At 69.6% G+C, this 7,923-nt stretch carries 8 protein-coding genes and 1 pseudogene; 5 read left to right on the plus strand and 4 right to left on the minus strand.

The window, feature by feature from the left end:
* The first annotated feature begins 90 nt into the window (after positions 1–90).
* Positions 91–2,703: a PAS domain-containing protein gene (locus ABNT58_RS25400; protein WP_348756165.1), complete on the plus strand. Its 2,613-nt coding sequence runs from the start codon at positions 91–93 to the stop codon at positions 2,701–2,703.
* Between the two features lie 91 nt (positions 2,704–2,794).
* Positions 2,795–3,829: an aliphatic amidase gene (locus ABNT58_RS25405; protein ID WP_348756166.1), complete on the plus strand. Its 1,035-nt coding sequence runs from the start codon at positions 2,795–2,797 to the stop codon at positions 3,827–3,829.
* 6 nt (positions 3,830–3,835) lie between these two features.
* On the opposite strand, the gene ABNT58_RS25410 is transcribed toward ABNT58_RS25405, so the two are convergent.
* Positions 3,836–4,042: a DUF4287 domain-containing protein gene (locus tag ABNT58_RS25410; protein ID WP_348756167.1), complete on the minus strand. Its 207-nt coding sequence runs from the start codon at positions 4,040–4,042 to the stop codon at positions 3,836–3,838.
* Positions 4,043–4,208: 166 nt separating this feature from the next.
* On the opposite strand from ABNT58_RS25410, the gene ABNT58_RS25415 reads away from it, so the two are divergent.
* Complete coding sequence (locus tag ABNT58_RS25415) at positions 4,209–5,174, plus strand: hypothetical protein (RefSeq protein WP_348756168.1); 966 nt, start codon at positions 4,209–4,211, stop codon at positions 5,172–5,174.
* Between the two features lie 24 nt (positions 5,175–5,198).
* On the opposite strand, the gene ABNT58_RS25420 is transcribed toward ABNT58_RS25415, so the two are convergent.
* The 3 genes from ABNT58_RS25420 to ABNT58_RS25430 all read right to left on the minus strand — a co-directional run bounded on the left by ABNT58_RS25420 (position 5,199) and on the right by ABNT58_RS25430 (position 6,684).
* Complete coding sequence (locus ABNT58_RS25420; protein WP_348756169.1) at positions 5,199–5,702, minus strand: ankyrin repeat domain-containing protein; 504 nt, start codon at positions 5,700–5,702, stop codon at positions 5,199–5,201.
* 51 nt (positions 5,703–5,753) lie between these two features.
* Positions 5,754–5,987: a hypothetical protein gene (locus tag ABNT58_RS25425; RefSeq protein ID WP_348756170.1), complete on the minus strand. Its 234-nt coding sequence runs from the start codon at positions 5,985–5,987 to the stop codon at positions 5,754–5,756.
* 70 nt (positions 5,988–6,057) lie between these two features.
* Positions 6,058–6,684, minus strand: a complete 627-nt coding sequence (locus ABNT58_RS25430) for a rhomboid family intramembrane serine protease (protein ID WP_348756171.1) — start codon at positions 6,682–6,684, stop codon at positions 6,058–6,060.
* 122 nt (positions 6,685–6,806) lie between these two features.
* On the opposite strand from ABNT58_RS25430, the gene ABNT58_RS25435 reads away from it, so the two are divergent.
* Positions 6,807–7,073 (plus strand): hypothetical protein, encoded by a 267-nt coding sequence (locus ABNT58_RS25435; RefSeq protein WP_348756172.1) that lies wholly within the window; start codon positions 6,807–6,809, stop codon positions 7,071–7,073.
* Positions 7,074–7,223: 150 nt separating this feature from the next.
* Positions 7,224–7,923: pseudogene (locus ABNT58_RS25440) on the plus strand (urocanate hydratase); the annotation flags it as partial.

Raw genomic sequence — 7,923 nt, forward strand, 5'->3', positions numbered from 1 at the left:
GCGTCGGGGCCATCCCGGCATGCCCCGCCTTGTCCCAAAGCGTTTGAAGTGGTACACCCCTCATCAGAAGTGAGGATGGGGATGCCAGAAATGCTTGTACCGAGGGGTGATGGTCTGGAAGGTCCCCTCGCCGCCGCGGTGGTCGACGAACAGGGTCTGGTGCAGGAGGCCAATGCGGCGTGGCGGCGCACGGTGGCTGCCGGACAGCGCCTGGCCGAGGTGCTGGGTGCACCGGGGACGGACGTTGTTTCATTGGTATCAAATGGTCACGGCAGCGACCATGCCGTGCGGCAGGCCGACGGCAGCTGGCGCTGGATGTCGGTCCATGCCGCGCCGCAAGCCGCCGACGAAGCCGGGCGGCCCCGCCACCTGCTGTGGCTGGTGGACGTGCATGAGCGCCACCTGCGCGAAGAGGCCCTGCAGCAGCGCGTGCGCATGCAGACCGAGATGCTCAATGCCAGCGTCGACTGCATCAAGATCATCGCCACCGACGGCAGCTTGCTGCACATGAACCAGGCCGGCTGCCAGGCCCTGGGCGTGCCCGAGGACGACGTGGCCGGCCGGCCCTGGCTGCCGTTGCTGCCAGTGGAAGTGAGCGGGCGAGGCCAGATCGCCTTGCAGCGGGCACTGGGTGGCCAGGTGGGCCGTTTCGACGGCGCCAGCCAGCTGCCGGGGCAAGCCCCGGAGTACTGGGACAACGTGCTCACGCCGATGCTGGCCGGCGAGGGTGCGGTCAAGGCGGTGCTGTGCGTGTCGCGCAATACCACCGCGCAAACCGAGGTCGAGGAGCGCCTGCGCCTGGCGGTGCGGGCGGCCAGCGACGTGATCCGCGACTGGGCGCTGCCGCAGGGGCGCATCAGCTGGAACGAGGCCTTCGAGCGCTGCTACGGCTACCCCGCGGCGCATCGGCTGGGCACGGTGGATGGCTGGCTTGCGCAGGTGCATCCCGAGGATCGGGCCCGGGTGTGGGCCTTCTTTGAGCAGCTGATCGGCGGTGACCAGGACGAGTACGCGCTGGAATACCGCTTTGCCAAGGCCGATGGCCACTACATCGAGGTGCGCGAACGGGGCTGCGTGAGCCGTGGGCCTTCCGGGCAGGTGGTGCGCATCGTCGGCTCGCTGCTCGACCAGACCGAACGCAAGGCGGTGGAGCGCAGCTTCGAGGCGGTGAACCAATCGCTGAACACCCGCATCGCCGAGCGAACCAATGAGCTGAACCGCCTGTGGGAGCTGTCGCCCGACCTGCTGGTGGTGCTGGACAGCCAGGCCCGCATCCGCCGCGCCAATCCTTCGGCCCATCGCATCCTGGGCTATTCAGTGGCCGACGTGCTGGGCCACCACATTGCCGAGTTCGTGGAGCCCGACCAAGTGCAACGGCTGCAGGACGCCTTTGCGCTGATCGACCAGCAGGTCAAGAGCGCGGTGGTGCTGCGACACCCGCACCGGCAGGCCGGCAGCCGCTGGGTCTCGTGGGTCGGCGTGGTCAGCGGCGACGAGGTTTTCGTGGCCGGCCGTGACGTGACCGACGAGCGCGAGGCACGCGCGCGGCTGAGGCAGACCGAAGACGAGCTGCGCCAGGCGCAGAAGATGGAAGCCATCGGCCAGCTGACCGGCGGCATCGCGCACGACTTCAACAACCTGCTGGCCTCCATCGGCGGTGCGCTGCAGATCGTGCGCCGGCGCGCGCCGCTGGATCCGCCGCTGCTGCGCTACCTGGACATGGGCGATGCCTCGGTGCGGCGGGCGGCGGCGCTGACGCAGCGGCTGCTGGCCTTCTCGCGCCGGCAGACGCTGGACCCGCGACCGCTGAACATCAACCGGCTGGTGCAGGGCATGGCCGACCTGATCGGCCGCACCGTGGGGCCGGCGGTGCATGTGCGGGTGCAGCTGTCGCCTGCGCTGTGGGCCACGCGGGTGGACGGGTCGCAGCTCGAGAACGCGTTGCTCAACCTGTGCATCAACGCCCGCGATGCGATGCCCGACGGCGGCTCGCTGACGCTGGTCACCGCCAACCAGACGCTGCCCGCCGACGCCGCGCCCACGCCCCCGCTGCCGGCCGGCGACTACGTGGCGCTGGACGTGATCGACACCGGCACCGGCATGCCGCCCGCGGTGGTGCAGCGGGTGTTCGAGCCCTTTTTCACCACCAAGCCGCTGGGCAAGGGCACCGGCCTGGGCCTGTCGATGGTGTATGGCTTCGTGCGCCAGTCGGGCGGGCAGGTGGTGGTGGATTCCGCGCCGGGGCGGGGCACCCGCATGTCGCTGCTGCTGCCGCGGCACCTGGGCGAGGCCGAAGCCGACGAGCCTGCCGTGCCGCTGAAGGTGGTCGGTGGCGCGGGCGAGACCATCCTGCTGATCGACGACGACGACGCAGTGCGCCACCTGATCACCGAGCTGCTGCAGGAAGCCGGCTACCGCGTGCTGGCGGTGCGCGACGGCCCAGCGGCGCTGCAGCTGCTGCAGGGCCATGAGCCCATCGGCCTGCTGCTGACCGACGTGGGCCTGCCCGGCGGCATGAACGGCCGCCAGGTGGCCGACACCGGCCGCGAGCTGCGACCGCAGCTCAAGGTCTTGTTCATCACCGGCTATGCCGAGACCACCGCGCTGGGCAATGCGCTGGCCGAAGACCGCATGGAAGTGCTGACCAAGCCCTTCGAGCTGCCGGTGCTGCTGGCCAAGGTGCGCGAGATGCTGGACGCCTGAGCCCCGCGCTACGTCATTCGACGTATGTCCGGGCCGGGCCCTTGCGCGGCCCAATGCGGCCATCGCAGTCAATGGCAGCAGGAGCGCAGGCATGAACCACGGCGACATCAGCAGCAGCAACGACACCGTCGGCGTGGCGGTGGTCAATTACAAGATGCCCCGGCTGCACACCAGGGCCGAGGTGCTGGCCAATGCACGCGCCATCGGCGAGATGGTGATGGGCATGAAGCGCGGCCTGCCGGGGCTGGACCTGGTGGTGTTCCCGGAGTACAGCACCCACGGCATCATGTACGACCCGCAGGAGATGTTCGACACCGCGGCCACCGTGCCTGGTGAAGAGACGGCCATCTTTGCCGACGCCTGCCGAAGGGCCAAGGTGTGGGGCGTGTTTTCGCTGACCGGCGAGCGCCATGAGCAGCACCCGCGCAAGGCGCCGTACAACACGCTGATCCTGATGAACGACCAGGGCGAGATCGTCCAGAAGTACCGCAAGATCATGCCCTGGGTGCCCATCGAAGGCTGGTACCCGGGCAACCAGACCTATGTGAGCGAAGGCCCCAAGGGCCTGAAGATCAGCCTCATCATCTGCGACGACGGCAACTACCCCGAGATCTGGCGCGACTGCGCGATGAAGGGCGCGGAGCTGATCGTGCGCTGCCAGGGCTACATGTACCCGGCCAAGGACCAGCAGGTGCTGATGGCCAAGGCCATGGCCTGGGCCAACAACTGCTACGTGGCGGTGGCCAATGCGGCGGGCTTCGATGGCGTCTACAGCTACTTCGGCCACAGCGCGCTGATCGGCTTCGACGGCCGCACGCTGGGCGAGTGCGGCGAGGAAGACAACGGCGTGCAGTACGCGGCGCTGAGCAAGCAACTGATCCGCGACTTCCGCAAGAACGCCCAGTCGGAGAACCACCTGTTCAAGCTGCTGCACCGCGGCTACACCGGCCTGATCAACTCCGACGACGGCGACCGCGGCCTGGCCGACTGCCCCTACGACTTCTACCGCCAGTGGGTGGCCGACCCCGCCGCCACCCGCGCCGCGGTGGAGGCCATCACCCGGCCGATGGTGGGCACTGAGGAGTGCCCGATCGAGGGCATTCCGAATCCGCGCAGCGTGCGCTGAAGCCGCTTACCGCGTCAGGAAGGCGGCCACCAGCGCGTTGGCGTGCCCGTGGCCCATCTGGTGGTCCGCCTTCAGGCGCGCCACCAGCTCCATGTGCTTGAGCGGGCCCATGGCCTGCAGGGTGTCCATCCAATGGGCGATCGGCTGCCCGTACTTCTTCTCGATGGAAGGGAAGTAGGCGGCGGGGCCTTTCACCTTGGCTTCTTCGGTCATCTCCAGCTCCTGGGGTGCGTCTGTTTCTACCGCACGACGAAGCAGGGCGGCCGGATTCGACTGCGCCGACCACGGACCACTACAGGCCGTCGTCCTCGTTTGTGAGGAGGCGCGGCGGCAGCCGCTTGTCTACGCTCGGCTCCGGGCGGTCGATGGGAGAGGGCGGATGGCAACGGAAAAGAACGATCCGGGTGGCGACCAGCGGCGCACCGGGGTGTGGGTGGCCTCGGGGCTGCTGCTGCTGGTGTTCGGCTTCACGCTGGCGCTCACGTTGCCGGCCTACGCCACGGTGCGCAGCAACCCGTTCTGGTTCATCGGCATGCTGGTGATCTTCGGCTCGGCGCTGGCGCTGATCGCGGTGGTGTTCAAGTGGCTGGGCCTGGCAGTCAAGGACGAAGCATTCGGCCTGCCTGCAGGTTCACTGCGTTCTTTGCTGGCGGTGGGCGTGATGGTGCTGTTCGCGGTGTTCGGCCTGCAGGCCCTCAGCGGCGAGGGACCGCAGCCCAAGACGGCCACGCAGTCGCTCACCACGGTGGTGGTGCCCGGTGGCGCGGCCGAGGCCCAGGCCGAGATCCAGCGCTATGCCAAGGCCAACCTGTTGGCCGTGGCCACCCCTGCCAGTGGTGTGGTTGGCACCGAGCTGCGGCTGTACCCGGTGGCGATGGAAACACCCGCCGCCTCGGTCGACATGCAAAAGCAGATCATCACGGCGCTGATCACGCTGCTGACTTCGGTGGTGAGCTTCTACTTCGGCAGCCGCACGGTGGAGGCGGCGGCCAAGGGCATCACCGGCGGTGGCGGTGCCCCGGCCATGAGCCGGGTGACCGAGGAGGAGCTCAAGCGCATCGACCAGTCGCTGGCGGATGCCGCAACACGCCTGGCGACGCTGCAGGCGGCGTCGCCGGCCCCCGGCGCTGCCGAAGCGCTGGCGGCCGCACTGACCCGGCTGCAGGCCCGGCTGAAGGCGCTGAAGGCCGAACGCGGCAGGCTGGACGCGCTGGCCAAGGACGCGGCCGCCGGCAGCGCGACCTTCGAGGAGCTGGACCGGGCCGTGAAGGCCCTGCGCAAGAGCGTCGACGAGGGTCTGCAGGAGCTGGTGGTCGCCGAAGCGCTGGTGAGCAAGCCAAGTTGACGCCCCTGGGGCGGCAGCCGCGGCTCAGCCCAGCAGCGCCGCCGTCTCCCCCGCCCCCATCTTCACCGCCAGCTCGGCCGCCGTGCTGCCCATCGCGTCGCGCCGGGCCGGGTCGGCCCCTGCCAGCAGCAGCTGCTGCACGATGACGGCGCGGTTGAACATGGCGGCGTACATCAGCGCGGTGCGGCCGTCGGCGCCGGTGGCGTCCACCGGGGCGCCGTGCTGCAGCAGCAGGGCCACGATGGCTTCGTCGCCCTTGAAGGCGGCGGCGCCCAGCGGCGACTGTCCCTTGTCGTTGCGCCGCTCGGTGTCGGCGCCATGGGCCAGCAGCAGGGCCACCAGCGGCGCATGGCGGTGATAAGCCGCCAGCATCAGCAGGCTGTCGCCGGCGTCGTTGGTCAGGTCGGCGGGCAGGCCGGCGCGCAAAAGCGGCGCCAGATGGTCCACGTCGCCCTGTCGGGCGGCATGGAACACCTGCCGCAGCTCGTTCAGGATGGCTTCGTCGAGCGGGGGTTTGACGGCGTTCATGCCCGGCCTGCGGCAGCCGCCGTGCCTGCGCCCGGCGCCGGCGGCTTGGCGTCAGCGCATCAGCGTCACGCCGGTCTGGTCGATGCGCAGCGCGCCGTCGCGGGTCGGCATCACCAGGCGTCCGTCGTCCAGCCGGTATTCGGTCTGGCCGGTGGGCTCCCAACTGGCCACCGCTTCATTCAGCGAGGGGTCGCGCACCAGGTGCTCGTAGCCCATCACCTTGTAGTGGGCGCCGTCGGAGCCCTGGGCCTGGAAGCTTTCCAGCAGGTGCAGTTGCTTGTCCATGGGGTGTCCTCCGCAGGAGTGAAGAGGCCACCCTTTCTACGCCGCTCGGCCCCGCGTTGCAACCGTGCCGTCAAGACCACCACGCCGCCAGGGCGCGGCCGATGCTGCCGGGCTGCGCCAGCGCCATGAACAGCACGCCGGCCACCGCACCGGCCACGTGTGCGTCGTGGTTGATGCGCCCGCCCTGGCTGCGCCCCGCCCACAGACTGAAGCCCAGGTAGCCCAGCGCGAACAGCGGGGCCGGGATGGGCACCGGAATCGGCAGGATGAACAGCGACGACTGCGGAAACACGATGATGGACGCGAACAGCACCGCCAGGATGGCGCCCGAGGCGCCCAGGCTGGCGTACCCCGGCTGCCGGCGGTGGATGAACCAGGTGGCCAGGCTGCTGGCCAGCAGGCCGAAGGCATATAGCGCCACGAAGCGGGTCGTGCCCAGGTGCCGCTCCAGCCCGAAGCCGAAGGCCCAGAAGGTGAAGCCGTTGAACACCAGGTGCGGCAGGTCGGCGTGGATGAAGCCGCTGGTCACCAGCGTGTGCCATTCGCCGCGGCGGGCCAGGCCGTGCGGCCGCAGCAGGTTGCGTTCGATCAGCTGCGGTGCCTTGTACAGGCCCAGCAGGCTCACCACCACGATGGTGGCCAGCAGCAAGGTGGCGGCCGGGGCGCTGGCCACGGCAGCAAGGGTGTCAGGATTCATGCGGGCACTGTAGCCCCCGGGGGCGGCCAGCCCTCGGCGCGCAGCCGGGCAGCATACGGCGCGGCCGGCGAGCGTGTATCGGCGACCGCAAGCGTTACGCCTCGGCCGAAGCGCGAACCAACGTGATCGGCAGCAGGCGAAGCGCCACCGATGCCACCTCACTGGCCATCCTGCAGGGTCAGCTGGCGCAGGTGCTGGACCGTTACGAGGCGGTGGATCCCGGCACCGACCCCTCGGGCCGCCGCCGCAGCGGCATCCTCTCGCGCGGCACGAACATCTGCCTGGGCCTGACGCCGGCCGTGGACCCGCCGGACAAGCCGACGGACAAGCCGCCAGCGCCGGCGCCCCAGCCGGTGGCACCGCCGCCCGCGACCGGCGGGTCGTCCTGACCGGCGGCGGGCCCTTGCGGCGCTTGTCTAGACAAGCCGCCGCCTGCAGCAGGGCGGCGCGCCGGTGTGCGCACGAAACCCGTTGCCATCCGGGCCCGGATTTCACTATAGTTGTCTATACAACTTGCCCGCCGCCGCCGGAGAATGCCCGTGAGCCACGCCGAAAATGCCGCCGATAGCCCCGCCGAACAGGCCCTGCGCAACGACCCCCGCTTCGACGCCAGCCGCGTGATCCGCGCGCCGCGCGGCAGCCAGCTGCACTGCAAGAACTGGCTGGCCGAGGCGGCGTTTCGCATGATCCAGAACAACCTCGACCCCGAGGTCGCGGAAAACCCCAGGCATCTGGTGGTCTACGGCGGCATCGGCCGCGCCGCGCGCGACTGGGCCTGCTTCGACCAGATCCTGGATTCGCTCAAGGCGCTGGAAGCCGACGAATCGCTGCTGATCCAGTCGGGCAAGCCGGTGGGCGTCTTCCAGACGCATGCCGACGCGCCGCGGGTGTTGATCGCCAACTCCAACCTGGTGCCCAAATGGGGCAATTGGGACCACTTCAATGAACTGGACCGCAAGGGCCTCTTCATGTACGGCCAGATGACGGCCGGCAGCTGGATCTACATCGGCAGCCAGGGCATCGTGCAAGGCACGTTTGAAACCTTCGTCGAGGCCGGCCGCCAGCATTACCAAAATGACTGGTCCGGCCGCTGGATCCTCACCGCCGGCCTGGGCGGCATGGGCGGGGCACAGCCGCTGGCAGCCACGCTGGCCGGCGCGGTGTCGCTGACCATCGAGTGCCAGCAAAGCAGCATCGACTTTCGCCTGCGCACCCGCTACCTGGACAAGCAGGCCCACA

The sequence above is a fragment of the uncultured Aquincola sp. genome, from assembly GCF_964001545.1.
Lineage (GTDB): Bacteria > Pseudomonadota > Gammaproteobacteria > Burkholderiales > Burkholderiaceae_C > Aquincola.

Bases quoted from the DNA above. Each gene is read 5' to 3' on its own strand.
- ABNT58_RS25400 (WP_348756165.1), top strand. From the start codon at position 91: ATGCTTGTACCGAGGGGTGATGGTCTGGAAGGTCCCCTCGCCGCCGCG.
- ABNT58_RS25405 (WP_348756166.1), top strand. From the start codon at position 2,795: ATGAACCACGGCGACATCAGCAGCAGCAACGACACCGTCGGCGTGGCG.
- ABNT58_RS25410 (WP_348756167.1), bottom strand. From the start codon at position 4,042: ATGACCGAAGAAGCCAAGGTGAAAGGCCCCGCCGCCTACTTCCCTTCC.
- ABNT58_RS25415 (WP_348756168.1), top strand. From the start codon at position 4,209: ATGGCAACGGAAAAGAACGATCCGGGTGGCGACCAGCGGCGCACCGGG.
- ABNT58_RS25420 (WP_348756169.1), bottom strand. From the start codon at position 5,702: ATGAACGCCGTCAAACCCCCGCTCGACGAAGCCATCCTGAACGAGCTG.
- ABNT58_RS25425 (WP_348756170.1), bottom strand. From the start codon at position 5,987: ATGGACAAGCAACTGCACCTGCTGGAAAGCTTCCAGGCCCAGGGCTCC.
- ABNT58_RS25430 (WP_348756171.1), bottom strand. From the start codon at position 6,684: ATGAATCCTGACACCCTTGCTGCCGTGGCCAGCGCCCCGGCCGCCACC.